Here is a 26,795-nt window from a genome sequence, read left to right as displayed (position 1 = left end):
CATAGTTCCGATTTTTTGATTGATGAATGATCCCGTTATACTAGTACATTTTCGGTTACTTTCTGCCCGTCCAGCATCCTGATGATTCGATGGCTGAATTTTGCGTCGTGTTCGCTATGCGTCACCATGATGATGGTGGTTCCCGCTTCGTTGAGTTCAGTTAAAAGATCCATAACTTCGTTTCCATTGCTACTGTCCAAATTTCCGGTAGGCTCATCGGCAAGTATCAACTTTGGATTATTAACAACTGCCCGGGCTACTGCCACACGCTGCTGTTGTCCTCCAGATAATTGCTGCGGGAAATGCTTTCTACGGTGCATGATCTGCATCTTTTCCAGAACCTGGTGAACACGTTCTTTTCGTTCCGCAGTTTTCACTCCGGTATAGATAAGTGGAAGTTCCACGTTCTCGAAAACACTTAGTTCGTCTATGAGGTTAAAGCTCTGGAAAACGAAGCCAATATTATGCTTTCTTAGTTGAGCTCTTTTCCGTTCATTATATCCGGCAACTTCTATCCCGTTGAACAAATAGCTGCCGCCGTCAGGATCGTCCAATAATCCAAGAATATTAAGTAAAGTTGATTTTCCGCAACCGGAAGGTCCCATAATGGCGGCAAATTCTCCCTCTTTCACTTCGAATGAAAGCTTGTTAAGAGCGATGGTTTGTACCTCTTCGGTTTTGTAATATTTTTCGAGGTTGGTAATTTTTATCATTTTATACTGATTTATCGGTGTTATTTTAAAGATGTTTTCAATTTCAAATTTGTGGCATTATTCCAGCACTAATTCTTCAATATCTCCAAAGTTAGAATAGCTGGAGGTTATAACTCTGTCGCCCGGTGCAATTCCTTCCAGAACTTCATAATATTCCGTATTCTGGCTGCCTAATTTTATAGGTGTTTTATACGCGCTTTCTCCATCTTTGGAAACTTTAAAGATCCAGTTTCCTCCTGTTTGCTGAAAGAATCCTCCTTTGGAAACCAGCACGGCTTCCTTTTCCTGGCTTAGCGCCAGCTTGATCTGTAGACTTTGTCCGCGACGAATATTATCTGGAACGCCATCAATAAAATGCATATCTACCTGAAATCTTCCATTAGAAACCTGAGTATAAACTTTCTTTATTTCCAACGAATAAGAGTCTCCGTTGAAATCAAAAGAACCACGCTGCCCGTTAAAAATTCGGGAAATATAATGTTCGTCAATCTCAGCGCGAACCTTATAACCACTAATCACATCGATCTGTCCCAAGCGTTCCCCTTTTTGCTTAGATTGGCCAATTTCAGCATCCAGGGCGGTAAGTTGTCCGTCAACCGGAGCTTTGACCACTAGGTCACCAACTTTTCTACGCATTAATTCCAAAGCTTTTCTTGTTCTTTCATAAGATTCTCGAGCTTGTTTAGATTCCTGTTTACTGGAAAGGGAATCCTGTGCCAACACTTCCTGCGCCAGCTGAAATTTCTCTTTTTGATAATTGAAATTATTTTCAGATTCTATATAATCCTGCCGACCAATGGCTCCTTTTTCCAGCAGTTTTTTATTCAGCTTATATTTACGTTTGGCTTCGATTAAATTATTTTCTACATCGGTAAGATTGTTCCGCTTATTGATGGTATTCTGTCTGGCAGCATTTTGTGAAATCTGCATCTGTGTAAGCAGATTATAAACCTGAGTTTCTTGATTTACGAGGCTCAGCTCCAAATCGGTATTCGACAATCGAATTATTGGTTCCCCTTTTTTCATCATCGCACCATCTTCCACAAAACGTTCTTCCACGCGTCCACCTTCCATAGCATCGAGATAAATGGTCTTAATTGGCAGCACCACTCCGTTCACCGGGATGTTTTCTTGGAAGTTACCGTTTTGAACACTACCAATGGTAATTCGTTCTTTTTCAACATTAAGTTTTGAATTCCCGGTAGAGGAGAATATGACGAATAAAATTAAAATAGCTATAATTGCAGCACCTGCAATCATGATTATTTTTTTAGGAGTAAATCTTTTCTTTTCTAATGCTATGTCCATAAATATTCAATTTCCTTTAGTTTATATTCAAATTGGTGCCATAAATATAAAATACTGTATATCAGTTATTTATAATTTTATTCTGAAAAAAATGTGTTCGGTTTTAAGACACTTCCTGTTCGGTTTTAAAACATTTTTAACCTTTTTTGTTTTTCAGGCTTGCAAAATTCCGAAAGCCTTGAATAAATTGTAATATTGTGCTATGCAGCTAAAAGATGCCAAAATTCTTGTGATCGATGATGATCCAGATGTGCTTATAGCAATGAGGCTTTTATTAAAATCTCATGTGGCAGAGATTACGGTAGAAAAAAAACCATCCAATCTTCCTTCCATTATTACCAATAAAAAATTTGATGTTGTCATATTGGATATGAATTTCAATGGACTCGTGAACACCGGAAACGAAGGAATTTTCTGGTTGAATCGTATTAAAGAACTTTCTCCTCATACTGATGTCATCCTAATTACTGCTTATGGTGATATTGATTTGGCTATTCGCTCATTGAAAGAAGGCGCTTCTGATTTTATTATTAAACCTTGGCAGAATGAGAAGGTGATCGCATCGATCTCAGAAATGGTTAAAAAAAGAAGGAAACCGGGTAAGAACCTGAAGTCGAAGGGTGAGACTAAGATTATCGGCGAGAGCGAAGAAATCAATCGAGTATTTTCCAAAATAGAAAAAGTTGCACCAACTGATGCTAATATTCTGATTCTTGGCGAAAATGGAACAGGTAAGGATCTTGTAGCCCGTGCAATTCATGAAAATTCTAATAGGAAAAACAAACCATTCGTGAAAGTTGATGTGGGGGCATTGACATCGTCTTTATTTGAAAGCGAGCTATTTGGTTATAAGAAAGGGGCCTTTACTGATGCCCGTGAAGATCGTAAAGGACGTTTTGAATCCGCAAATGGTGGGACTTTATTTCTTGACGAAATTGGCAATATAAGCTTGAGACAGCAGGCTAGATTGCTCACAGTGCTTCAGAACAGAACCATCACTCCTTTAGGCTCTAATGAAGTGGTTCCTGTAGATATTCGTTTGATTTGTGCTACTAACCTGAAGATTTCAGAACTATCTGATGAATCCAAGTTCCGGAAAGACCTAATCTATCGTATTAATACGGTTGATATCGTGGTTCCACCGCTGCGCACGCGTGGAACTGACATTACCCTGCTCACACGGTTTTTTCTCGATTTTTATTCTAAAAAATATGCTAAAGGTCCGTTTAAAACAGAAAAAAGTTTTCTCGAAAAACTTAAAAATCATTCTTTTCCTGGGAACGTAAGAGAGCTTCAGTATATCGTGGAAAGAGCGGTAATCATGGCTGAAAATTCAGTTCTACAAGACAAGGATCTGTCATTTTCAGCAATAGAATTGGCTCCCGAGAAACAGGATTTGGATGATATGAGGCTGGAAACAGTCGAAAAGAATACTATTTTAAAAGTAATTGATAAGAACAAAGGGAATATCTCAAAATCTGCTAAAGAACTAGGTATTACTCGTGCGGCATTATATAGAAGGCTGGATAAGTATGATCTTTAAAAGCTACCATATCGCTATTGGCTTACGTGCAGGTGTACTGGGTGCAGTTTCGCTGGTAATGTCTTGGGCTTTTATTAAAGCTGAATGGATTTTATTTTTCATCTCCCTTTCTATTTTCTTTATCACCATTTATAATTTTTTCAGCTTTTTCAGTAAGCGGTTTGAAGTGATCGATGATTTTTTTGAATCGGTTAAGTACCGGGATTTTTCCCGCAATTATCTTGCAGAAAACAAAACGAAGGATATTCATCGTCTTTATACAGGTTTTAATACGGTTAACCAGACGGTGCGCGAAATGAATTCAGAAAAAGAAGTGCAGTATCTATACCTTCAGAAGATTCTGGAAATGATAGATGTTGGAATACTGGCTTACGATATTGGTAGCGGGAATACTTTATGGGTGAATGAGGCTTTTCAGAATATGATGGATTTTCCACAATTCAAGAATATCAAATTTGTGAAATCGCGGACCCCTGATATTTATCAAAAACTCTTTAAAAATCAATATCTGCAGCCGACAGCGGTAGATCTGAAAATAAGGAATGAAAATCTAAAAGTTCTCACCTCACAAAGCGTCTTCAAGGTTGATAATAATTCCTGCAAACTTATAGTGACCCATAATATTGATGATACGGTCAATAAAACTGAATCGGAAGCTTGGAAAAAGCTATTGAGTGTGATGACACATGAAATTATGAACTCTATAGCCCCCATTTCGTCCCTAGCGAATACCTTGAAATCTTCTGTTAGAAAAAATATTGACGATTCTTTATCAGAACTGGACCTAGAAGATCTAGATGCTGGGTTAAGCAGTATTGAAAAGCGTAGCGAAGGTCTTATGAAATTTGCCAAAACGTATAGAAGTCTAAATAAAGTGACTAGTTTGAATAAAGAAATTATAGTACTCAAGGAGCTTTTCAACGATATAGAACAATTGATGAAAACAAAAACCTTAAATAGAAATATGCTACGATTTGAAGTAGAAGATCTAAAACTTGAAGTTGAAGCCGATTCTTATCTTTTGGAACAGATCCTCATCAATCTTATACTGAATGCTGTTGAAGCCTGTGAAGCAATAGTCAAGCCAGAAATTCTTGTAAAGGCTGTGAAAAAACCGAATGGTAAAATCATGATCGCCGTAATTGATAATGGATCAGGAATTCCGCAGGAAATTCAAGATCAGATTTTTGTTCCATTCTTCACCACGAAGAAAAAAGGAAGTGGTATAGGTTTGAGTCTATCGAGGCAGATCATGACCTTGCATGGTGGTAAAATTCAAATAGATAATATTCAGGAAAAAGGAGCTCAAGTTTCTTTAGTATTCTAAGAAGAATGCTTAACATTTCTAAAGATAATTTTATAATTAGTGTCTCTAGGTTGCATTGTTAGATACAGGATGTTTTTTATGAAGTAGAATTAAAAAAGATACAACTCTTAAAACGAGCGGTCCAACCATTTGCAGTAATCAGAAAAGTAAATATTAAATGGATTATTTTCATATTCTGAAATTGATCAGTAGATCTTCAATTTTTTCCTCTTCTCCAACTTTATTATTATAGAATTATTAAGCAAGTGTTAAATAATAAAAAAGAGAATTCTCGAATTTCTAATTTCAAGTAATTAAAATATAAATCAATATTCCATTAATGATCAAGGATGAAGTAAAGAGCGTCAATGCCCAAATAGGATAGGACTTTGATGTCTTCAGTTTGTGACTTAGAATATTCATTTGATTATTGTGATGAGTAATATGACCTTCTAACTTCCGTAGATGCTGTTGAAGTATCTGCTCTACAGTCCTACTATCGATTCCAATTTTTTGCTGTTGAATTTTTTCTAATCTCTCAATAGTCTTTTCGAACTGTTCTATTTCTGAAACCAGCAACTCACTAAGTTGTTCTAATTTTGCCATACTATTTAGTTTACAATCCCATTCCAGCATCCATGCCCTTTGAGATAATTTTTTTGATAACATGTTTTGCCATTGCTTTGAGCATTCCAGGAGAAAGCCCTACCGTATTTCCCGCAAGTTTGAGCACGGTATTCTCTTGAATGAAGCTGGACATGCTTTTACCAGAAGACAGACTCTTTCCAATATTTCCTCCAGTCATAGAACGATGTATTTCACTGCCTTTTAGATTGTACTTATCAAATTCAAACCGAAATCCTTGCAGTTTATTTGCTTTGTTAATGGAGGGTATCACTTTAACCCCATTGGTTTCCATTGCTTTTATATAATCCTGAAAAGTATGGGGTTTGAATTGCTTCATCGTCAAGTCATGTCGCCTTTTGATTTCCGATCTGATTGATGAGAGGTTATTTTCTTTTTCCCATTGCACCTGTTTTACGGTAGTAAGCTGCATCTTTTCTGCAACTTTCTCAGCCGCTTGCTGACTTCGCTTTCCTATAAAACTATCGTTGTAAGCTTTTCCGTTAAAGTCAATTCGATTTACATAAAGGTGTATATGTTTATGAGCTTTATCCTGATGCACAAAGGCAATAGCTTGTCGATCTTTCAGCTGCATTTCTTTCATGAATTCCTGACATATTTTTGAAAGCTCTTTTTTCTGAAGATCTTTTCCATCTTCAATTGTTGGGCTAAGCACAAATGAGAGGGTATTCTTATTACAATTATAATTAAGCTCCTGAGTAAGTCTAAATTCCATAGTGACCTCATTGGGAGAATCTCCAACTAGATTTTGCGAAAAGACCACTTCGGCATCCTTTTCTTGGTTCCATCCATATTTCATGGATGCTCGTGTATGAGATATCGATTTACCCTTACCTATCATTTCTTTACATTTTTGAGATGATTTTTAATTTCATTTGCAAGTTGATAGACTTCCTTTGTCAGTTTTGGATCTTTCTTCCGAAACATATTTCCAATAGATTTAAAATTGTTATGAAACTTTACCAAGGTTTTATAGATCTCGATGAGATCTTCTGAAAGCCGTTCTTTAATTTCTTTTTCAAAGACAGCTCTTCTACAAAATTCACTTATAGTAAGTCCGCTATTTTTTGCTTTTATTTTAAGTAGCTTTTTTTCATAAATCGAACATCTAAATTTTATACAATCACTTTTTCCCTTAAACCTCTTTTTTTCATTGCGACCATCGGGAGAAATCAAGATTGTGCCCACAGGCACACATCTTGAATTACTTTCCAAATTTGTTGTTGAAATACTAAGTTCTTTTTCGTTCTGCTCAGTAATTTCAGCGTCATCTATTATTTTTTCACGGAATTTTATTCCAGCACTAACCGACTTCATTTGTTGGGAAGTACTATTTTTTTCCTTTAAAAAAGTTTTATATTTTGCACGATTTTTCATCTTTAAGTTTATCGTTGAGATCTATATATGCGCTATAGGAATCACAACAATCTGTGATATTATTATATAGGCTCAAAAGTGAAGTTGTAGCTTTTTTACCTGCAGGGTCGTTATCGAGGAAAAGTAAAACCCGATCATAATCAGGAATTAAAATTTCAATCCTTTTTATAAAAGCAAGGGAATTTAAAATGATACAGTTTGAATTTTCAACTAAATTTTTATCCATAGTTGCCAAGGAGAGAAAATCAAACATTCCTTCTGTTATAATTAACTGCTTACAATTCTTATTAATAAAAGAATAGGTTTTGGGACTACTAGAATTTTTAAAGTATTTGTTTCTCAGTTCCCAACCTCCCAGATGATTTATAAGGCCAATAGCAAAGAATTTTTTTCCCTTAAAACGATACCAAACTTGTCTACAATAATTTCTGGCAATCTCAAATGGTATATTCCGAGATTCCAAATATTTTATTAATGCCCTAAGACTAAGAAATTGAACATCTATTATACTAATACCCAAGTTCTTTTCCGGATTTTTTTTAACTGGCTGGCTAAAAGAGAATGAGATAATATTGTCGTTTAGAATTTCTAAGGCTTCTTTTACGGAACAAGACTTTATCTTCATAATAAGATCTATAGTATTACCTCCTTTTCCCAATCCGAAGTCGAACCATAAGTTTTTAATTAAAGAAACACTAAAAGAGGCTTGCGTTTCTGACCGCAGGGGACTCAGAAACCAAGCTTCTTTTTCCGATGTTCTGGTGGGGAAGTGTCCTAATTTTGCGAGTATTTTCACGATGCAAATATTACGGGCACTTCTACACGATAAGTTATTTGAGTTCATTTTTTTGATTTTTAATTACCTATTTACCCAAAGCCTATAATCACTGGGTTTTATTATTTATTTGTTATATTCTCTATCTACCTTATTTACCCTGATGGTAGATACAGGTAGATAGCTTTTGATATCTATTTACCCCTTGAAACTCCCTTTGTTTATAACATATTTCGGGCTTTTGGGTAATTAGGGTAAATAGATTTTATAAAATTTCTGAGGGAGAGGTCATGAACTTTTGTTTGATCAGGTAACCATAAATCCCATTTTGAGATGATTTTACCCTTTCATAGTTCAAGGCTTTTAGTGCTCTTCCCATGTTGTACATGTTCAATCGTGAATTGATACAATTGAGTTGCAGCACGATATCTGATGCCGTTTTAAAATCAACTGGATCTGAACTTCTGATATAAAACTTAGTTAGGAGTTCTTCTTCCATACTGGCCTCTCGATAAGTTTTGTTTCTTTCCTCATTGGCAGCAATATCCTCTATGGTTAATTCCGGGGAAAATAGTTCATCCACATAAGCTAGATAATAAGCTTGCGCCCATACTTTGTCTATATCTATTTTATGAGAATAAGCAAAATCAATTTTTCCCTTAAGTTCAAAGCATAACCAACGCACAGATCCGGTTTCGTCATTCAGAAATGTTGCTCTGTTTGTTGAACCGATGAAACTGCAAGTCCTATGAAGATTCGAGTTTTTGCGATCATAGGGTAGTCTCTCATTGATCATCGTTTTAGAGAAATAAGCTTTAAGGGCATTTATTTCTCTTCTAGCCAGCACAGATAATTCATCTAAATTGATAATGAAGTTTCTTGTAAGTTGTATTCTGGCATCCTTATCAGTTGCTATATCTTCAGTAAAATATCGAGATAGAGCAGGAGGGCATAGGAACCGGCACCAAGTAGACTTCCCTGAATTTTGTTCGGAATGTACAAGCACTAAACATTGCTTATTGAAATAATTTTTTTCCAATGCACCCTTAACTGTTCTTACCAACCATTTCTTTAAATGATAAAGAAATTGCTCGGGATCTTTGGTTGGAAGGTAGGATGCTAAGTTTCTTATATGGTCTTCACCAACCCATTTTGGCAACTCATGAAAGTATTCTAGAATTGGATTAAATTTAGAAACAAGATTAGACCTTAAATAAATATCTAATTTCCCGGGATTGATTTCTATATTTGACTTAGCTAATTCTATAAGCAGAGAATTCACTTCAAAATCTTCCCAAGATTGAAGACCTTTAAAGGAGATCTGAAACTCGTGGGATATTTCATTAAACCGGATATCATATTTTTCAGAAACATACTCATCTACAAAATCATATATAGTTTTTTTCTTCTGATCATCAACTTGATAGAGTTTTATCTCAACCTTTTTCATAATTTAGATCTTTAGAACCTTTTATTACGGAAAGTATACGCTACAGCTTGGTCTTTTATCTGATCCTTAGAAGAATGACTGTTATTTAACAACCAACTATCAAGTTTTTCACGAGAGAAAAATATCAATTTTCCTTTTGGTTTAGAGAATGGAATTTCCCCACGAGCGGTAAGTTTGTACATGTAACTTCGGGATATACCTGTATAATCACAAGCTTGATCAAAGGTTAAGACGGCTTTGTTCGTACAAACAATTTTCTCTATTCGATCTAATTGCTCTAAAATTTTTAGTTCGTTCATTTTAAATAGATTACAGTTAATATTTAACTAAAAGTGCTTTTAGAAATCTAATTCTGGAACCAAAACTAAAAAGGGAAATTATTGGAAGTGAGTACTTTGCATACCGGGTATGTAAAGTTTACGAAATGGTATTCGATTGAATTAATTAAAAAAAAGAAATTAATTTTCCTTTTGGATCTATAGGGAATTGATGGCCAAAAAACTCTTTGTTTAGTGGAGAAGATAGAAATATAGAATAATGGTATTTAATCGAGTTTAAAGGATGACCGTACTATATAAATGTTCAATAAATCTGCAGTGACAATCCGAACGTTTTCCATCTCCCATTAAAACTATTGCATCTTCTGATAAGAACCAGGCATGTTGAGTAATATTACCAATTTCCTCTATGGTCTAAGATCGAACCATAATATTCACGAATAGCAGATAATACTGCATAAAGACAAGAAAGTTCTTTTACTCTTTCTTCTAATTTTTTGGAAATGGGTATCTTAGAATGGATTTAAATCATTTATTTAACGGTAATGTTTGGGAGTCTCCTTCATTTTGCCATTTGTAGATCTTCCTAAAACAACCACATTCTTAATCCCTTTTTATTCATTAATGGCAATTAAAAGTTGTTCTAGTGATTCTCTTCTTATAAAGATGTCTGTATTTTTATTCTTATCGTGAACTTCTATATATCCGTCTCTTAAATCTTTTGGTTTTGTATCGGGTCGCCCCATAATACTTTAATTTGTCATAAAATTTAATCTTGCATTAATAAATCCAATTAAGGAAGGATTTTTATATTGTTATTCTTTGCCTTTTACGAATCTCCAATTTTTTATTTTTACAGGCGTTTTATGTAAAACATCTTCAAATTCTTTATTATTTGTAAAAGCACTTTGATCTAAGAGCTTATATTCACAACTAAGTTTAAAATTGGTATCATCAAAAATCCAAGGTTCTACAATTACTTCATTTGGATCATTATTCCAAATGAAGTAAGTTTTATTTTCAATACTCTTATTAATTTCCAGTTTTCTTTTTTTAGTAGGAATAGCATGTTGACATAGAATTAGAGAACATCGATCTGCGAAAATCATAATTTGATAAATATTTATTATATCTTCAGATTTCAAATTATATGGTTTCATGTAGTTTTTTTTAACGGTGCCTAGTTTATTAAGAAAATTTGAAAGTGATTTATTTTTCGAGGCATCATCAGAATAAATATATTGGAGATGATGTATTATTAATATAGCTACCCAAGTAGATTTTTTTTCAGCTTCAAATAATAATCGTTTAGATCTCTTGATTATCTCCATAGGTTTGCGCTCTTCGTTTAGAAAATCCTGAGGGGTACCTATTTCTGTTAAATAGTTTTTTTCTTCAAAATGAAGTTGTCTATCGTCATGCTCAATAATTGCTGTTAAGGTAGCCACCCAATTGAGATGTTGGAATTTCTTTGCAAGGTGAAATGCAATATTTCCAGCGAGAAGTCCATGAGCAGAATGAGAAAATATTTCCCAACCCTTATTTGTTGAATTAACAATCATTTATTTTCTATTTAATCGAATTGCTGTGGGAACGACTCCATATTTATCTTTAAAAATCTTAGAAAAATGACTTCTACTACTTAAACCAACATCATATACGATTTCACTGATGGTTTTATCTGTTTTCAAAAGTAGCTGCATTGCAGTACCCAATCTTTTCTGGATTATATATTCGTTTACTGAACAGTTAAATAATAATTGAAATCCTTCCTGCAATTTTATTTCACTTATATTTTGCTCTTGTGCGATGGAACTAATTGTACCCAACACCGCTAATTTTTTTTCAATGGTTATAACTACATTATTGATTTTATGGAGATCCTGAGGTCTTATAATACTTTTAAAATCTTCATTTTTATTATCGTCTCTATATAACATTAGCATATAAGTTAATAATTCTAGAGCTTTGGCTCCTTGAAAACTCATCTTCTCTAAGCCGTGACTATTGAAATTTTTAAGTTCAGTTACCAAATGAGCCATTTTTAGGCTATATTGAGTATGATGATATAATTTTCGTTTAGCTTCTGAATCAGCGAATATTTGATAATAAATATCATCCATTTCACTCAAAGGAAAAGTAAGTTGATTTATAAATTTTTGCCTATCTACATCCAACATTATTAGGGAAACTTTATTTTTCTCGGGAAAGAATATTTTATTTGAATTAGCTTGATTTGCTCCTAAAATTACAGACTGATTTGCATTTATTTCATGAGACTCTATCTCTTCTGAAAATTGATGGAATAAGTTTCCTTCTAATAAATAAAAAAATTTAAATGGATGAATAGTGGGTGAACAGAAATTTAAGCATTGTCCAATTTTAAACTGAACTTCAAACTGAAAAAGTCCTACTCCACTCGGAAAATTGACTCCGGAAATTAACCCTTTTCCTATGCTTTCCGGAACTTCCATGGAATATTCACCATACTGATTTTTATATTCAGTTTTAAAGGATTTAGCAAGGGTTTTTAATAAGACTTCTGCACTTGTTCCCTTAATATCGATTGAGTTCATGATCAATTATTTAATTAAACACTAAAATATTAACAATTTGAATTGTTATACCAGCTTTCAAGTTAAACATTTCCTAAGAGAAAGGATATCGTTAATGTCTTATTGAAAATCGCACTCTATTCCAATCCTATTAATGCAATTTTAAATTTTAATTAAAAGAACTTAAGAATTCTTAAACATAATATTTTTGAGTGTTTAATTAATTTTCTGTCGGTTAAGTTTCGATGGCGTGAATTTTTAAAGTTTAAGGAATCAAGTTAATTATTTCGATTAAATACGTAAAATTATGCAAAGAAATATCAAACAAGAATATGAGGATTGGATTGTAGGTAAAGATCATCCATGTGTTATGGCTCAAACTGTTTTTAGTCAAGATACTGTGAAAACTATTGAATATTATAACTTTAATAGTGAGACAACTACGAAATCTCTTCTGGAAGATTTGGAGTCTTATATAAATGACTATGATTTTGAATCAAATCAATTTCAATCGTTGGTTGCAGTTTTCCCAGATCTTACTGTAGAAAGCGAAAAAGAATTTGAATTATTACTTTGGGAACAGCTATACAATATTGAAAAAATTGATAATCAGCCTTGGGATTCATCCGTTAGTAGAGATCCTAATGATGATAATTTTAGTTTCAGCATAGCTGGACATGCCTTCTATATAGTTGGAATGCATCCAAATAGCTCACGTTTAGCAAGACAAAGTCCTTATCCCTCCATTGCTTTTAATCTTCATAATCAATTCGAAAAATTAAGAGAAATGGGGGCTTACGAAAAAGTAAGAGATAAAATTAGAGAACGTGATATGGAGCTTCAAGGTTCAGTCAATCCAATGTTGGAAGATTTTGGAGAAAGTAGCGAAGCGAAACAATATAGCGGAAGAGCTGTGGGAGGTGATTGGGTTTGTCCGTTTCATCAATGAAATACTAGAAAATGACAAATTTTTTTAAGGATAACAGTAAATCAATTTCAGGTGGAATTATTGCAACACTTTTTACTGGATTGGGAGTTTTTTTGCTTGGCCAGTTATCAGGTTATGAAGCCAAACAATTAATCGAATCTTCTCATGGAGGATTAAATATGCTCTGCAATACTCTCATCTTGGCATCTGCTACTATCTTAACATTGCTTCTTACTTTACTAGGAATAAGCACAGGATCAGAATCTAATCTCAAAAATGAACATTACTATCAGGTTCTGGATATAGCTAAATTAGATACCATATTGTTAGTTGGTGCCCTTATTATGTTTCAACTATTTAATATTCCAATTACAGCAGCAGAGAATGTACCTTTAAGTTGGTATTCGATCATTTATTGGCTTAGCCTAATTCTCTCTTCCATATTAAGTGGGATGATGATAACTTTAGTTCTGATGTTATATACTACTGTAACAAATATGATACACATAGTAGGTTTAAAAAAGGAACATAGTCTAATATCAAAACCTACAAAGGCAAATAATGAAAGAGCTGAATAATTTTTTTCACCTACATAATTGGATATAATGATTAGTGAAAATAAACACATAAGCACTTTAGAGCACCTGAAAGAAAGATTCACTTTCACTCCCGAAGATTGTAAAAGACTTGATAATATAAAAAAGTATACTATTGATAGTATTTCCTTTACAACTTATGGAGGTTTCGATATGGTAACAAATGAATTTCATTCAGAAGAAAGATCGGTGTGTTTTAAAGTTAGAATTAGATATATAAATCATGAGGGGAAGATGCAATATATTTTAATACAGCCTTTTAAATAAATTTAAAAATTATATTATGGAAAATTGGTTCGGTTCTTCAGATACTAAAATTATTGCAATTTTTATCTCTTGTGCTTCAATTTACTTAACTACAATTATGCTTACTCGAATTTTTGGTAAACGAAGTTTTTCAAAAATGTCAAGTTTCGATTTTGCCATGACTGTAGCCGTGGGATCAATGATTGCCAGCACCATCTTAACTAAATCGGTAAGTTTACTTGATGGAATGATTGGACTTTTTTTTGTATATCTATTACAACTTACTGCTGCCTATTTAAGAAGATGGAAAATATTTCAAAAATTGATTGATAATACTCCACTGTTATTGATGGATGGAGACAAAATATTATATCAAAATTTGAAGAAAGCAAGAGTGACAGAGACTGATTTAAGGTCAAAACTTAGGGAAGCTAACGTGATTAAAATTGAGCAAGTGAAAGCTGTCACTTTTGAAACTACAGGCGATATTGTAGTATTGCATGATGCTGATAATGGTGAAATAGATAAATGGATAATGGAAGGTGTTGAAGATGAATAGATAATATTTTATGAGTTTAATTCTTTTTAGAATTTTTTCGTAAATATTTAATTTCTTGTATTTCTTCATCTATTATTTCATCTTGGGTTTTATTTTTATTGACCATTTTTTACCATAGAATGATTGCAAAAGCGATTATAAAAGCACCAATAATATTATAAATCCACAAAATCATAAGGTTGTTCAAGTTTTTTGATAACTTTTAAATTAAGTAAAAATCTTTCAAACTCCAAGAATCTTGATTTTCAATTTAAATAGAATAGTTAATATTTCTTAGCTTATAATTATAACAGTAGAACAATTGCCTAAACCGATTGGATTTTAAATATTTAAACTATGATAATAATGTATTCCTTTTGTGCGACGTTAATGATGACATTGTTTAGTTATAGTTTTAGTATTTTTTGTGAACATCAGTTTAAAGAGCCTGAATTACTAAACCAACTTATTAAATCCAGTAAGCTTCCATTTAAACCTAAAAAAAAGAGTTTTCTAGGTTGGTTGGTTCACTTTATCATAGGATTAGTGTTCGCAGAATTTACCATATTAGGTTGGGAATATTTTCATTCTATCTCATATTTTGTGTACGGTTTAATTTCAGGAATTATAGCAGGGGTAATGGGAATATTTGGATGGTATTTGATGTTTAAAGTTAATCCACAGCCTCCATCAATACATTTGAACAAATTTTATATTCAGTTAGTTATAGCTCATATTGTTTTCACTTTAACTACAATGATCTTTATTAATTTCAATAATTTTTTTGGTTAATAAAATGTGGATTAATAGTCAATCATATATAATTCCAACTTTAAATTTATAATCTTTCATTTTGCTTTTCATATAGATTGGAATATTAAATATAACTTATTTACTTGTTTGAATGATCTAATAAGATTTTAGATCCTATACCTTATTTTAAAATATCAACAATCGCCGATTAAATTATCTTTTTTTACGAGCTAAAAGTATTTTACTCAATAGTTTAATTTTTTTAATTGGTGAATTTTGTTGAGTAATATTACAAATTTCCTCGAAGGTCTCTAAAATAGAATTAGAATGTTAAGGAAAAGCTGATACTCCATAGAGATAAGAAAGTTCTTTTACTCTTTATTTCAATTTTTTAGAAATCCGTATTTTAGAATGCATTAAATTTTTTATGAGAAGAAGTATAAGCATGTTCATCCAGTAATTGTTCGATTCCCTTAAACAGGACTATCATTACATTGCTTTTAATCTTCGAAGGCAATTATAGTAGCTATATTAATTCAAGTTTAATTTTAAACCTGTGAATTTTGATAGTTACGTCAAACTTTTATGTTATATCAATGCTCTTTAAAAGTAAGAAAAGATTTTCTTACGATAGCGATGAATTATATCAGTTCCCAAGTTAGAATCAAAATACTAACCTAATAATTTAAGTAATTTAGCAGATGTTTCAATCTATTTATTAGTTTTTTATCGGTATAGATTTATTGAAAGTATATACGGTATAGCTACAAAGATAGGAGGCTATAAATTTAGATAAAAATACACATATTGCTATTGGAATAAAAAGTATATAACCACCATCAACAATACTACAGGCTAAAAAGAGTGCAGTAAAAGGTGCATGAATAGCTGCACTAAGCATAGTTGCTGCTCCTAATAGAGCGAAATTAAGAGGTATAAGTTCCATTCCTAAAAATTTATTTGCGAAAAAGGCTACAAATAAACCTATAAATGCACCTGTAACAATACTAGGCGCAAATACTCCTCCATCACCTCCAGCTCCAAGAGTTAAACTAGCAGCTAAAGGCTTTAATATTATACATGCCAAAATAATAAAGAGAATATTGGTTACTTCTTCGCTATGGAGACTATTCTCTAAAAAATAGGGAAGAGAATGATAACTGTCACCATAAAGTTGAGGGAGTAATAAAATTAAACCACCAATAGTTAATGCTCCAATATTTACACGAAGAAAATTGTTATTTATAGCGCCTAATTTATCTTTAAAGAATAAAACCGTTTTGGTAAAATAGACTCCGGTTATAGCAGCTAGAACACTTACAATAAAAAAATATGGTATTGCCTGCCATTTCCACAATAGTACCTCCCCCTCAAAAAGATATTCCTGTCCAGAAATATTAATAAACACACCGGTAATTAATATTGCAATAAAAGTCATTATAAAGGTAGAGAGATTCTTTTTTCTGGCGATAACTTCAATAGCAAATAGCCCTCCGGCTAGTGGACTATTAAAAAGTACTGCAATTCCAGATGCAACTGCCGCACAAACCAATGCCTGTTGATGTTTTTTAGCTAATCCCGTAAAATGATGAGTATTGCTACCTATGGCGGCAGTAGAAACCACGGTAGAAACTTCAATTCCAGTGGAACCCCCGAAGATAACAGTAAGGAAACCATTTATGTAATGAGATGTTATCTTGAATAAGGGTAATGAATTTTTTCTATAATTTAGTGCGGAGTATATTTCTTTAATTCCTTTATTCTTTTTCCCATGAAAGATAAATTTCCGTAAAAAATAAATTAATGTAATTCCGGTAGTGGGAAGAACTAGAAATAGATATCTATTTGCTTCTGCAAAATTAAAAATAGTAAGTTGTACTAATTCAGTTACATATTTTAGTGAAAAAGCTAATATTATGGATAGGATAGTCACTAAAAATGTATTTAACAACAGTAATAGATTACTTCTGCTCTGAATTGACAATTTCATATCTTATTTTTAAGAACGCAAAGCTAGAATATAAAATTATAAAATTGTTGCAAAACTGAATTTATAAAAAGAGTTATAACCCAGACATACTTACTATTGCAACTCTTTTATATTAATAACTAATCCACAGCATCAGATTCATTCTTATGTGTAAATGCTGGTTATTTAAATTATCTATAAACAAAATAATGATGTTAATTCAGATTAAATTTTTACGCATTTAATCTTCTTGGCAATACAGAATACCACAGCTCGGTCAATTATCTGATCTTTTGATGTAGAAATATTGTTTAAGAACCAACTATCAAGTTTTTCTTGAGAGAAAAACATCAATTTTACTTTTGGTTTAGAGAATGGAATTTTTTCATCTGCGGTAAATTTATAAATAACTTCGATATATACCGCTATAATCACAAGCCTGATCGAAGGTTAAGACTGCTTTTTCTTACAAACGATATTTTCTACCGGATCCAATTTTCTAAAATATCCAGTTCGTTCATTTTGAATAGATTAGAATTAATAATCAATTAAATGTGTTTTTATAAATGTAATTCTGGAATCAAAACTAAAAAGGCAAATTAACGGAAGCCAGTACTATGATTTTCTTTCAGATTCTATACAAAAGGAATTATCAAATAGTTCTTTATTATTTGAGAAGATAGGAATGTCTAATAAACTGTATTTGATACAGGTTTTCGGAAGAAAGTTTTATAAGAATGATTTATTTCTGAATAAGCCATATTTAAAATAAAAGCCTCCTAAAGAGGAGGCTTAATTATTTACTTTTTCGATTCTGCAACAGAAACTTTTCTGAACTCTTTTAGAAGTTTATCTAACTCTAAAGAAGATTTTCTAGCCCTTGTTCCAGCACTCTTGTTTCCATTTTCCAATTGTGTATTAGCATCTGTTTTGAAGTTTTCAAAAGTAGATTCAATGTTTTCAATAAGATTTTTCATGATAAATATTTTAAAATTTAGAATTGCTAAAATAGAGAATTTAGTCTGAATACCTGATTTTAGTGATATTCTATGTAATCATCTAACTGTGATGTTCTTAAAAAATATAAAAGTGTTTTTCGTGAAATTATTTAATAAAGATTTTAAAATCTAGTCCAATTTTTTAAAAATTGAGGTCAAGGTTTCGTGCATTTTGGATATTGGAGATCGCGTAGGAGCATTTTTCAGCGTATTATAATTATATTTTTTACCATCCGGCCTAAGAACTAATCCAGAGGTGATAAATAAATTTTTCAGCGTCATTGAATTATTAGGAAATGTTTTTACTAAATGATCAAAGAATTCTCTACAAGTAGGACCATCCATATTCAAATGAATTTTTGAATTATGGCTATTCCATTCTTGAAGTAAAGCATTTTTAAAATCAGTAATTGAAGTTTTTTCCTGATCAATCAGATCAAATCTTACCATTTCATTGTATAACTGGCTTATTTGAAAATCTGGAATGGATAAGTTGAAATTATTGATTCCATTATCAGACTTGATTTTAACTTTTTCTGAAAAAGCAGATTTAAATTTTTCTCCCCACGAAATGAGACAAAAAAATACACCTAAAGAAAATACAAGAAGGGCTAATAAGTGAAGAGATATATCTGAGCTCTTATAAGATTGATGAAAAGAAAACATAAGATGCATGAAGCTTAGTCCAAGAATATGAAAAAGGAGTCGTGGTTTCTCGAGATAATGAATGTTACCGCAATTTGAATTAATGAAGTAAAAAAAGATAGCTGGCGCATAATGAATGACCAAGCGGCTATATATAAGAATAAACGCCAGAGTTGATAAGTATGTGAATATATCAAAATTCATAATCCATCTCAATCTCTGGAATTAAATAGGCAGCTTCTTTCTTTTTCTTATCTACAATCTTAGCATATACCTGAGTGGTTCTTATTTCTTTATGGCCCAGTACTTTTGAAACGGTATAGATATCAGCTCCATTTTCCAGTAAGAGAACAGCATGGGTATGTCTAGCACTATGAAAAGTTATATGTTTGGTAATACCGGCACGCATGCACCACCTAAGGATTTCAGCATTAAAATGCGCTCCATATTTTAAACCTTGGAAAACTCGATCATTTTCCTTTCTTCGTTTGCCCAGCAAGTTCCTGGCTTGATCTGAAATGTACTGATATTCCTGTCCGGCTGTTTTTTTCTGTTTAAAAATAAGTTGGGAGCCTTCTTCATGATCTCGAACTTCAGCCCAGTTAAGCTTATTTATATCACTCCATCTTAAACCCGTTAAGCAGCTAAATAGAAAAGCATTTTTTAAAATTTGATGTTTGCATTTAGCTTTAGCCAACCCCTGTAATTCTTCATGAGTTAAGTACTCTCTTGAAGTTTCACCCTGAGCATATCCTTTGACCGTGGTAGCAAAATTTCTTCGCGTATAGCCATCGTCAAATGCTTGACGTAAAGCTGCTTTAAATTTATTGTAGTAAGTATATTTTGAATTTTGAGATAGGGGCGTATTGGATTTTGTTCTGGACTTATGATTTAAAAATTTTTTGAATCCTAAAACAAAATCTTCATCTACATCTTCAAATGTAATTTTTCTCTTACCTATATAATCTTCAAGATGATTTTGAGCAGCATCCCAGTTATCGTAATTACCTTTGCTTTCATATCGCTCTTCTTTAAGTTTATCATAATAGGTTATAAACAATAATTTATCTTTCGATCGATCTTTAATTCCATACTTCCCTTGTGCGTATTCAGCTCGTCTAATTGATAGAATCTGTTCAGCTCTTAAAAGAGTTTCTTCATTTTCTCTTTTCTCAGAAGAATTTTTAGGTTCAATGTATAAGTATTCCTTTAAGTATTCAAATTCTCTGTTATGGATTTGTTTTCCATTTTTATCTATAACCTTTCCTTTGTAGTATTCTATATAGAGGCTATACTTAGCTGTTGCTAATTTCTTCTTTTTCAGTTTAATTTTCATCTTAATACCTTTTTATAAAGATAAGAAAAAAAAATTAATAGGTGTACCAAAGTACACCTTAGGTGTAAATTTTTATAAAGAGGTGTACTAAAGGTGTAAAATAAGGTGTACCAATATTATAATTAAGGAAATTATAAAAATAAAAATAAGGCCTTTAAAGCCTTTTATAATTGAGTTTTTATGCTAAATGATATCATTTGATATCATTTAAAATGTACTGTTTATTTTCCAATACAGAAGTTCGCAAAAATATTCCCTAAAAGGTCATCGTTAGTGATCTCACCCGTGATCTCTCCAAAGTGGTATAATGCCTGACGAATGTCGATTGCCATTAAATCTCCAGATAAACCATGATTTAGACCTTCCTGTACTTTATTAATTTCTTCTAAAGCACTTAATAAAGCATTATAATGTCTGCTATTGGTAACAATAGTGTTGTTATTTCTGAGTTCTCCCGTATTTACAAATTGCAATAGTTTATCTTTTAAATCTTCAACTCCCTCTCCAGATTTAGCAGATAATAATTGAAGTGTAGCTCCTTCAATATCATCTAAAGAACTTTTAAGCGCATCAATATCCAGCTCAGAAAGTCTGTCTATCTTATTGACAACGATAATTAATGGTTTTAATGGAAATTGATTTTTGATCTTTTCCAATTCAACATGTATTTCATGCAACCTGCTTCTTTCTGCCTTTAATTTGCTGCTGTCTACTAAGAACACTACTACTTGCGACTGGCTTATCTTTTCAAAAGTCTTTTTTATTCCAAGACCTTCAATTACATCTTTGGTCTCCCTTATCCCCGCAGTATCTATAAATCTAAACCCAACACCGCCAATACTCATTTCATCTTCTATAGTATCTCTAGTAGTTCCTGCAATGTCTGAAACGATCGCTCTTTCTTCATTTAAAAGCGCATTGAGCAATGTGGATTTTCCAACATTAGGTTCTCCAACAATAGCTACCGGAATTCCGTTTTTAAGTACATTTCCAACTGCAAATGAGTCAATTAATTTTTTTAATACCTGCTGGATTCTAGATACTAAACTTTTAAATTCATCTCTGTTAGCAAACTCTACATCTTCTTCAGCAAAGTCTAATTCTAATTCTATTAGCGAAGCAAAATTGAGTAATTCCTGACGTAATTTTTGAATTTCGTTGCTAAACCCTCCACGCATCTGTTGCATAGCCATTTGGTGAGATGCAGCATTTTCCGAAGAAATAAGATCGGCAACAGCTTCTGCCTGGCTTAGGTCCATTTTTCCATTTAGAAAGGCTCTTAATGTGAACTCTCCAGCTTCTGCAGATCTACATCCTTTTCGAATCAATAATTGAATAATCTCTTGTTGAATATATGGACTTCCATGGCATGAGATCTCCATAGTATTTTCTCCAGTGTATGATCTTGGTCCATGAAAAATAGAAACCAACACTTCATCTATCAAGCGTTCATTATCTGCAATGTTTCCTAAATGCAGTGTATGTGTGGGCTGCTCTGTAATTTCTTTGTTAGACTTCGCCCTAAAAATGGGAGCGACTATATTTATAGCTTCTGGACCAGAAACTCGAATTACTGAAATAGCACCGGCTCCGGGTGGAGTAGCCAATGCAACTATGGTATCATTTAATCTCATGCTGCAAAGATAAGAAAGATAAAAGACAGGATTCCACTGTAACTTATTAAAGAAAACAGGTACTTATAAATAAGTTAATCAATCATCCAAAATAATTTCATCATGTTAAGAGAAGACAGACAATTATTAATACTAACACATCTTAGTCAGTTACTTAATCTTATTACAGGGTTTGGCGGACTCATAGTGCCACTAGTTATCTGGCTTACACAAAAAGACAAGGTTCTAGGTTTAGATCAACAAGGAAGGGATATCTTGAATTTTCAGATCTCACTTTTTATCTACTCGTTAATTTGTGTACCACTTATTTTCCTTTTCGGATTAGGTTTATTATTACTGATACTAGTTGGTTTGATCATGCTGGTATTTCCAATAATCAACGCCATAAAAGTGAGCAATGGTGAAATTCCCAATTATCCATTTACTATCAATATTTTAAAATAGTAATCCATTTCATATTTTTCACCTCATTTTCAACATATTTCTAAGAGTTCTTCGGAACTCTTTTTTTATGCATCTATTTTAAAATGTTTGAATTTTCGTCTTGATTTCTAAAGAGAAATAAAATTATATGTAGTTTGTTAATAAAATTATGTTAAATTGTAAAAGCTTATTAACTAAAGCTTTACGTTCCAAATTTCTTCAATTTTATAGTGTTCTAGAACCTACCAATTATTAAAGCCTTACAGGCAAAATATACTACGTATGATCTGGAAATCAATATTTCGAGGACTAAGTACTTTTCTTTTTTTGATGCTTTTTCAAATGATGGGAAATGCTCAGGTCACTTTTTCTGGAGATGCTACCATTGAAAGTTATCTTAGCACTAAAAAGGATCTGCCATTTTGGTTTTACTCTAATAAGAGAGGAAGAGTAAATGCCGCTACTACTGTTTCGGCATGGTCTCATGTAACCGCTAATTATGAATTTTCCTCTAATTCAAATATAGAGTTTGGAGTAGGAGCAATGGCTCAGGATGCAGGAAGGCACGATAATTTTGATCTCGATGAACTTTATTTAAAGTATGATAATAAATGGTTGCGAGCAGTAGTTGGTATTAAACAGCATAAAGAATTGTATGATGGCTTAAGCGGAACTAATGGGAATATGTTATGGTCTATAAACGCAAAACCTTTGCCTGGAATTGAACTTAAAATTAGAGAACCTATCTATTTCTTATTTAATAATCATGTTGGCCTTTCCGGTAGTTGGGGTGAATTTTTAATGGGAGATGGCCCCGATAGATTTGTAAAGAATACTCGTGTTCATAAAAAGTCTCTTTTCCTTAACTATAGGTCTAACACTAACTTTAAGCTAAAATTAGGTATAGAGCATTTTGCTCAATGGGCTGGTGAATCTCCAGAAGATCATATTGGAGAACAGCCACGAACATTTAAAGATTACCTGAGAATAGTAACGGGGCAAGGTGGAGAAAGCAATTCATATATAGGTGAACAAACCAATGCCTTGGGAAATCATCTAGGTTCTTATGAGCTTAGAATTAGTAAGGTGATCAATAATATTTATTACGAATTTATGTATAGCCACATATTTGAAGATGGTTCTGGTATGCTCTATTATAATAGACCCGATGGTAGGTATGGGTTGTACATAGATCTAACAGATTTTACTTTTAATGATAAACCCTGGATTCAAAAGTTCATGTATGAATTTTATTATACTAAAGATCAAAGTCATAAAAGAAGTCCTTTAATTCATAAATGGGATAATTACTTTAATAATGGGATGTATCAATCTGGATGGACCTATAAAGGGGATGTTATCGGAATGCCCTTTTTTACCATCAATCAATACGGTAATGATAAAAAGCCTTCAATAGGAAATAATAGGATCATAGTTCACCACTTTGGAATTTTGGGTACTATCATTCAAAAATTTCCGTATAAATTATTGATAAGTTATAGGAACAATAATGGGCATGTTCGAAACTTAAATGATACTGAAGGAGAAGAGTTTCGAGAGGATGATCCCAGAGGTAGATTTACAATGCAACATGAGCTAGTTTCTGCACTCATCGATCTTAGCTTATTAGATTCATTTATTAAGTTGAATGTGCAAATAGGAGCAGATCTTTCTTCTGAAGATTCTAACCTCGGCGCAGGATTAAGATTGAGTAAACAATTTTAAGTAAGAATAAAAAAAACCGCTAGTTAAGGATAACTAACGGTTTCAAACAATATAATTGGAAAGTATTCTAATTGTTAAGCATTACGGGCATTACAAGCATGGTAATTTTTTCACCTTCATCAAGGCCATCAACAGGAGTTAAAATTCCTGCGCGGTTTGGAAGACTCATTTCTAACTGAACTTCATTTGCATTTAGGTTGTTCAACATTTCTGTTAAGAAACGGGAGTTAAACCCAATTTGCATATCATCTCCAGCGTAAGAACACGTTAAACGTTCTTCTGCTTTGTTACTGTAATCTATATCTTCTGCAGAAATATTTAGCTCTGCACCTGCAATTTTAAGTCTTACTTGGTGCGTAGTTTTATTCGAGAAAATAGAAACCCTTCTTACAGAACTTAAAAACTGACTTCTGTCTATAATAAGTTTATTTGGATTCTCTTTTGGAATTACTGCTTCGTAGTTCGGATATTTACCATCTATCAATCTACAGATCAATTGCGTATCTTCAAAAGTAAATTTCGCATTAGAATCGTTGTACTCTATAAGTACATCGGTTTCGCTTCCTGCTAAAATTCCTTTTAATAAGTTCAAAGGTTTTTTAGGCATAATGAATTCTGCAGCTTGCGATGCAGAAACATCTTCTCTAGAATATTTTACCAATTTGTGAGCATCTGTTGCCACAAAAGTGATTCCTTCCGTAGAGAACTGAAAGAAAACACCGCTCATTACCGGTCTTAGATCATCATTACCAGAAGCAAAGATGGTCTTTGAAATAGCTGTTGCCAAAACATCACCCTGTACTACTGTACTACTTGGTTCATTAAGCTCTACAGCATTAGGGAATTCTTCACCATCTGCATACGCTAACGCATATTTACCATGATTAGAACTTAACTCTATGGTATGATTATCTTCTACTACAAAAGTTAAAGGCTGCTCTGGAAATGTTTTAAGAGTTTCCAAAAGCAATTTTGCAGGTACTGCAATAGCTCCTTCAGAATCTGATTCTACTTTTAACTTGGCAGACATTGTAGTCTCAAGGTCGGAAGCAGAAACAGTTAATTCATCCTGTTTTAATTCGAATAAAAAATTATCTAAAATAGGTAGCGTGTTATTATTATTAATAACTCCTCCTAAAATTTGAAGCTGTTTAAGCAAATATGTACTGGATACAATAAATTTCATGGACGTATCGATTATTTTTAATCACTACAAATATATCCTATTACTTGAAAAACTAAAGTACATATGGAGATATTTTATTAACATTCAAATCAATAATAAATCATTTAAAGTGCTTTAAATCAGAACTTTTTAATTTTGGTATATATAGATTTTGTTAATATTTAATAGATTCTTTGCAGTTGGCAGATTTGAAGATCCTATTTTTTATATTTCTTCTTTCTATAGTAACCAAACATAAAGGCACCTATACTTAATAATAGTATTGGTAGCACCACATTTAGCAACTGCCATAAAGATCTTTCTTCTGCTATTCTCTCTAAATTTAGAAATGCAATGCTCACCTCTTTAGATCTAATATCTATTAAGCCTGAATCATCTAAAAGATAATTTACAGCATTTAATAAGAATTCTTTATTGCCATAAGAATTTCCGGTATATCTATCAAAACCTAGTTCTAAAGGCTGTCCTTTTTGTAATTGATTTTTAATAACATCTCCATCAGAAATTACGATCATTGATGTATTTACACTTTTATCCAATCCATTTTTAAGATCAAAAGGTTTTACTCTATGCTTATATACAGATTTAAATTCCCCTTCTAGGAGGACGGCTAAAGGTTGCTCTCCGGCATTATAGGTTGATATATCTGGCTTGGTACTAATAATGTTCAAATTTATTTCTCTTGGTACGCCTTCAATTTTAGATCTGGGAGAACTGGTAAGCAAGATCGTTTTCTTTATTCCGTTTTTAAGAGTATCTATATTATTTGCCCAATCAAATTTTACCGCTTCAATGTTATTGATTATTGGGTGGGTGTTTAGAGAACTGGTAAGAGGACTATAGAACCATGGATATGGAGTAAATTGCGTTTCACTTCCGTTTCCTTGAGCTAAGATAATAGGCGCAGAATAGAGGTCGTTTATTAATACCGGATTAATTCTTACCCCATATGAGAAGAAAAGATCGCCAAGATTAAGCGCTCTAGGAAATGCTAGGGTAGCTCCAAGCTCATTAAAAAGGCTATCTGTTTCTATAGCAACATTTTCTGTTAGCCATAAAGCCTTACCTCCCTGCATTAAGTATTGATCTAGAACCAGTTTTTCATCTTCTGTATATGCTATCGTTGGTTTAGCCTCTAGAACAAGGTCAAACTCATTAAGCTCCTGTAGTGTTCTTTGAGGATGTTTAGATACAGAATCTAAGGTAAAAGGCGCTACATAATAGTATTGGCGCACGGTTTTAATAAAGTCTGCTATATAAGCATCTCCCAATTCTCCGTTACCACGCATAACGGCAATTTTCTTCTCCTTATTATGAACTAATCTACTAAGCGCATCAGCAAAATTATATTCTAATTGTTGTACAGAATTATTTACACGATCTTCATTGGTTGCACCTAGTGTATTTTTTAAGAGCGAAATTTTTACAGTTCTGTCATTAAAATTTGCAGTGGCCCATGGAAAGATGAGAGTTTCACTAGCTTTCCCATTTTCTTGAACATTTACTCTTGCCGGACTCATTCCTAATTTGTAGAATTCTTCTGCAATAGCATTGGCATCTTCACCTTCTTCTAAAGGGTCTATAAAATTGAATCTTATATTAGAATTGTATGCTGAAAATTCTTCCAGCATTTGTCTGGTTTCGTTCTCAAGCCTTCTAAATTCTGAGGGAAAATTTCCTTTTAAGAAAACATCTATGATTACGGGAGATTTTACATCTGCAATAATGTCTTTCGCAGCAGGAGATAGGGTGTATCTGTTATCCTCAGTAAGATCAAATCTTTGATGGTATCGTGATGCAAGAAAGTTAATTAGCACAAGACCTAGAAAAAGAAAAGCGATATATTTTATACTAGAATTATTTTTCAA

27 protein-coding genes are annotated in these 26,795 nt (G+C 32.6%); 9 read left to right on the top strand and 18 right to left on the bottom strand.

Annotated features, from left to right (window positions below; genetic code table 11):
* Window positions 1-35: 35 nt before the first annotated feature.
* Entirely contained in the window at window positions 36-713 is a 678-nt protein-coding gene (locus BLT84_RS14550) for an ABC transporter ATP-binding protein (protein WP_091267211.1), read from the bottom strand.
* Window positions 714-770: 57 nt separating this feature from the next.
* Window positions 771-2,021 carry an efflux RND transporter periplasmic adaptor subunit gene (locus tag BLT84_RS14545; RefSeq protein ID WP_091267207.1) on the bottom strand — a complete coding sequence of 417 codons (1,251 nt, stop codon included), beginning with the start codon at window positions 2,019-2,021 and terminating at the stop codon, window positions 771-773.
* Window positions 2,022-2,223: 202 nt separating this feature from the next.
* Between BLT84_RS14545 and BLT84_RS14540 the strand changes: the two genes are divergently transcribed.
* On the top strand, window positions 2,224-3,564 hold the full coding sequence (locus tag BLT84_RS14540; protein ID WP_091267203.1) for a sigma-54-dependent transcriptional regulator: 1,341 nt from the start codon (window positions 2,224-2,226) through the stop codon (window positions 3,562-3,564).
* Entirely contained in the window at window positions 3,554-4,891 is a 1,338-nt protein-coding gene (locus BLT84_RS14535) for a sensor histidine kinase (protein WP_091267201.1), read from the top strand. Before BLT84_RS14540 ends, BLT84_RS14535 begins: the two co-directional genes overlap by 11 nt.
* Window positions 4,892-5,176: 285 nt before the next feature.
* Here BLT84_RS14535 and BLT84_RS14530 read toward each other — a convergent pair whose 3' ends face one another.
* From BLT84_RS14530 to BLT84_RS14490, 9 genes are all read right to left on the bottom strand, one after another.
* Window positions 5,177-5,506 carry a DUF6730 family protein gene (locus tag BLT84_RS14530; protein ID WP_091267198.1) on the bottom strand — a complete coding sequence of 110 codons (330 nt, stop codon included), beginning with the start codon at window positions 5,504-5,506 and terminating at the stop codon, window positions 5,177-5,179.
* The gene (locus tag BLT84_RS14525; RefSeq protein WP_091267195.1) at window positions 5,487-6,356 is read right to left on the bottom strand and encodes a relaxase/mobilization nuclease domain-containing protein; all 870 of its coding nucleotides are present in this window, start codon (window positions 6,354-6,356) and stop codon (window positions 5,487-5,489) included. The genes BLT84_RS14530 and BLT84_RS14525 overlap by 20 nt, the downstream gene beginning before the upstream one ends.
* Complete coding sequence (gene mbpA / locus BLT84_RS16260; protein WP_231929342.1) at window positions 6,353-6,892, bottom strand: mobilization protein MbpA; 540 nt, start codon at window positions 6,890-6,892, stop codon at window positions 6,353-6,355. The genes BLT84_RS14525 and mbpA overlap by 4 nt, the downstream gene beginning before the upstream one ends.
* On the bottom strand, window positions 6,870-7,736 hold the full coding sequence (locus tag BLT84_RS14515; protein WP_091267191.1) for a toprim domain-containing protein: 867 nt from the start codon (window positions 7,734-7,736) through the stop codon (window positions 6,870-6,872). The genes mbpA and BLT84_RS14515 overlap by 23 nt, the downstream gene beginning before the upstream one ends.
* A 196-nt stretch (window positions 7,737-7,932) precedes the next feature.
* Complete coding sequence (locus tag BLT84_RS14510; protein WP_091267188.1) at window positions 7,933-9,117, bottom strand: VapE domain-containing protein; 1,185 nt, start codon at window positions 9,115-9,117, stop codon at window positions 7,933-7,935.
* 11 nt (window positions 9,118-9,128) lie between these two features.
* Window positions 9,129-9,416 carry a helix-turn-helix domain-containing protein gene (locus BLT84_RS14505; protein ID WP_091267185.1) on the bottom strand — a complete coding sequence of 96 codons (288 nt, stop codon included), beginning with the start codon at window positions 9,414-9,416 and terminating at the stop codon, window positions 9,129-9,131.
* Between the two features lie 593 nt (window positions 9,417-10,009).
* Complete coding sequence (locus tag BLT84_RS16350) at window positions 10,010-10,141, bottom strand: hypothetical protein (protein WP_262490136.1); 132 nt, start codon at window positions 10,139-10,141, stop codon at window positions 10,010-10,012.
* 69 nt (window positions 10,142-10,210) lie between these two features.
* Window positions 10,211-10,957 carry a DUF3891 family protein gene (locus tag BLT84_RS14495; RefSeq protein WP_091267183.1) on the bottom strand — a complete coding sequence of 249 codons (747 nt, stop codon included), beginning with the start codon at window positions 10,955-10,957 and terminating at the stop codon, window positions 10,211-10,213.
* Window positions 10,958-11,971, bottom strand: a complete 1,014-nt coding sequence (locus BLT84_RS14490; protein WP_091267176.1) for a helix-turn-helix domain-containing protein — start codon at window positions 11,969-11,971, stop codon at window positions 10,958-10,960.
* A gap of 286 nt (window positions 11,972-12,257) precedes the next feature.
* Between BLT84_RS14490 and gntA the strand changes: the two genes are divergently transcribed.
* The 5 genes from gntA to BLT84_RS14465 all read left to right on the top strand — a co-directional run bounded on the left by gntA (window position 12,258) and on the right by BLT84_RS14465 (window position 15,050).
* The gene (gene gntA, locus BLT84_RS14485) at window positions 12,258-12,899 is read left to right on the top strand and encodes a guanitoxin biosynthesis heme-dependent pre-guanitoxin N-hydroxylase GntA (RefSeq protein ID WP_091267173.1); all 642 of its coding nucleotides are present in this window, start codon (window positions 12,258-12,260) and stop codon (window positions 12,897-12,899) included.
* An 11-nt stretch (window positions 12,900-12,910) separates the two neighbouring features.
* Window positions 12,911-13,456, top strand: a complete 546-nt coding sequence (locus BLT84_RS14480) for a hypothetical protein (protein ID WP_091267170.1) — start codon at window positions 12,911-12,913, stop codon at window positions 13,454-13,456.
* Window positions 13,457-13,483: 27 nt separating this feature from the next.
* Window positions 13,484-13,741 (top strand): hypothetical protein, encoded by a 258-nt coding sequence (locus BLT84_RS14475; protein ID WP_091267167.1) that lies wholly within the window; start codon window positions 13,484-13,486, stop codon window positions 13,739-13,741.
* Window positions 13,742-13,757: 16 nt separating this feature from the next.
* Window positions 13,758-14,279 carry a DUF421 domain-containing protein gene (locus BLT84_RS14470; RefSeq protein ID WP_091267164.1) on the top strand — a complete coding sequence of 174 codons (522 nt, stop codon included), beginning with the start codon at window positions 13,758-13,760 and terminating at the stop codon, window positions 14,277-14,279.
* Window positions 14,280-14,615: 336 nt separating this feature from the next.
* Complete coding sequence (locus tag BLT84_RS14465; protein ID WP_157717952.1) at window positions 14,616-15,050, top strand: hypothetical protein; 435 nt, start codon at window positions 14,616-14,618, stop codon at window positions 15,048-15,050.
* Between the two features lie 679 nt (window positions 15,051-15,729).
* Here the strand turns inward: BLT84_RS14465 and BLT84_RS14460 are convergent.
* The 5 genes from BLT84_RS14460 to mnmE form a co-directional block, all read right to left on the bottom strand.
* On the bottom strand, window positions 15,730-17,001 hold the full coding sequence (locus BLT84_RS14460; RefSeq protein ID WP_091267157.1) for a chloride channel protein: 1,272 nt from the start codon (window positions 16,999-17,001) through the stop codon (window positions 15,730-15,732).
* A gap of 779 nt (window positions 17,002-17,780) precedes the next feature.
* Window positions 17,781-17,957: a histone H1 gene (locus tag BLT84_RS14450; RefSeq protein WP_091267147.1), complete on the bottom strand. Its 177-nt coding sequence runs from the start codon at window positions 17,955-17,957 to the stop codon at window positions 17,781-17,783.
* 150 nt (window positions 17,958-18,107) lie between these two features.
* Window positions 18,108-18,644: a hypothetical protein gene (locus BLT84_RS14445; RefSeq protein WP_157717951.1), complete on the bottom strand. Its 537-nt coding sequence runs from the start codon at window positions 18,642-18,644 to the stop codon at window positions 18,108-18,110.
* A gap of 172 nt (window positions 18,645-18,816) precedes the next feature.
* Entirely contained in the window at window positions 18,817-19,959 is a 1,143-nt protein-coding gene (locus BLT84_RS14440) for a tyrosine-type recombinase/integrase (RefSeq protein ID WP_091267141.1), read from the bottom strand.
* A gap of 221 nt (window positions 19,960-20,180) precedes the next feature.
* Window positions 20,181-21,593 (bottom strand): tRNA uridine-5-carboxymethylaminomethyl(34) synthesis GTPase MnmE, encoded by a 1,413-nt coding sequence (gene mnmE, locus BLT84_RS14435; protein ID WP_091267139.1) that lies wholly within the window; start codon window positions 21,591-21,593, stop codon window positions 20,181-20,183.
* Window positions 21,594-21,695: 102 nt separating this feature from the next.
* On the opposite strand from mnmE, the gene BLT84_RS14430 reads away from it, so the two are divergent.
* Together BLT84_RS14430 and BLT84_RS14425 are read left to right on the top strand one after the other, a co-directional pair.
* Window positions 21,696-22,037, top strand: a complete 342-nt coding sequence (locus BLT84_RS14430; RefSeq protein WP_034888283.1) for a DUF4870 domain-containing protein — start codon at window positions 21,696-21,698, stop codon at window positions 22,035-22,037.
* Window positions 22,038-22,298: 261 nt separating this feature from the next.
* On the top strand, window positions 22,299-23,741 hold the full coding sequence (locus BLT84_RS14425) for a capsule assembly Wzi family protein (protein WP_091267137.1): 1,443 nt from the start codon (window positions 22,299-22,301) through the stop codon (window positions 23,739-23,741).
* A 67-nt stretch (window positions 23,742-23,808) separates the two neighbouring features.
* Here the strand turns inward: BLT84_RS14425 and dnaN are convergent, their stop codons facing one another.
* Together dnaN and gldG are read right to left on the bottom strand one after the other, a co-directional pair.
* Window positions 23,809-24,927, bottom strand: a complete 1,119-nt coding sequence (gene dnaN, locus BLT84_RS14420) for a DNA polymerase III subunit beta (protein WP_091267134.1) — start codon at window positions 24,925-24,927, stop codon at window positions 23,809-23,811.
* A 197-nt stretch (window positions 24,928-25,124) separates the two neighbouring features.
* Entirely contained in the window at window positions 25,125-26,795 is a 1,671-nt protein-coding gene (gene gldG, locus BLT84_RS14415) for a gliding motility-associated ABC transporter substrate-binding protein GldG (protein ID WP_091267131.1), read from the bottom strand.

This window comes from Gillisia sp. Hel1_33_143 (assembly GCF_900104765.1).
Taxonomy (GTDB): Bacteria; Bacteroidota; Bacteroidia; order Flavobacteriales; family Flavobacteriaceae; genus Gillisia.
The sequence above is the reverse complement of the archived record's forward strand: the minus strand, read 5'-3'. Positions and strand labels throughout refer to the sequence as shown.